Here is a 1014-nt window from a genome sequence, read left to right on the forward strand (position 1 = left end):
GTGTGTACTCATGCCATTTGGCTGGGTTGGATCCGCTGCCCTGTGTGGTTAGGTGTCGATGCTTGGGGAGATGGTCGCCATTGACGTGTCGAGAAGGGGCCCAAGAGGTTTGCCGGTAGTGGCTGCAACGCGGCGGGCAGCTTGTAAGCACGCAAATGCTGCACCCACGATGGCCCTCGGACTAGGATCGCCGGGATCGCCCCATTCCTTCCCTGTGGCTGACGCACGGTCGCGCGCAACCTGCGTCAGCATCTCTTGTGCACGATCAAGTCGAGCGAAGTGCGCACCTCTCAGCACGTCCGAGGACTGCACGATGGCGTCGATTGTGGCCATGCGCTGGGCGAGTTCTGCGTCATCGGCGTAGTCCACGACGTAGTCGAAGATACGGCGCAGCGAAGTCCAGAGCGGTTCGTCGCCGGGGCGGCCCCTGAGCGACTCGACAAAAACCTCGATCACGGCCTCGTACTTACCCGTAATAATGGCTTCTTTGCTTCCGAAGAAGCGAAAAAAACTGCGCTTGGACATTCCTGCAGCGGCAGCGATCTGGTCCACAGTCGTGAGTTCGTATCCCTGCTCGACGAACAGTTGCTGCGCAACGTCGATCAATTCCGCCTGCACCGCTCGCCGCGTGCGCTCTCGCAGTGTCGGTTGTGCAATGTCCAACTCGGAACCCATGCGCACAGCATAGCCCATTGCCCAACTTGACACTAAGTGACAGTTTAGGCGTATGATGCAAACTGGGGCTCGGAAGAGTAACGCAGATCGTGATACTGGAAGGAACGACGCACATGAGTAAGAACTGGTTCATCACCGGCGCGAGCCGAGGCTTCGGCAAGGAATTCGCCCGGAACGCGCTCGGTCGTGGAGACCGTGTCGCAGCGACCGCCCGTAATACCGGCGACTTGGACGACTTGGTGCAGCAATTCGGTAGCGCCGTGCTGCCAGTCGCTCTCGACGTCACCGATCGCGACGCCGTTTTCGGTGCGGTCCAGTCTGCTGTCGAGGAGTTCGGGC

At 60.1% G+C, this 1014-nt stretch carries 2 protein-coding genes; one reads left to right on the forward strand and one right to left on the reverse strand.

Features of this window, described 5'->3' with window-relative positions; genetic code table 11:
- Positions 1–48: 48 nt before the first annotated feature.
- On the reverse strand, positions 49–675 hold the full coding sequence (locus ACFVXN_RS18465; RefSeq protein WP_389235992.1) for a TetR/AcrR family transcriptional regulator: 627 nt from the start codon (positions 673–675) through the stop codon (positions 49–51).
- 113 nt (positions 676–788) lie between these two features.
- On the opposite strand from ACFVXN_RS18465, the gene ACFVXN_RS18470 reads away from it, so the two are divergent.
- On the forward strand, positions 789–1014 hold a 226-nt coding region (locus ACFVXN_RS18470), incomplete at its 3' end, for an SDR family NAD(P)-dependent oxidoreductase (RefSeq protein WP_389235995.1).

The organism is Cellulomonas sp. NPDC058312, assembly GCF_042880135.1.
In the GTDB taxonomy this organism is placed as follows: domain Bacteria; phylum Actinomycetota; class Actinomycetes; order Actinomycetales; family Cellulomonadaceae; genus Cellulomonas.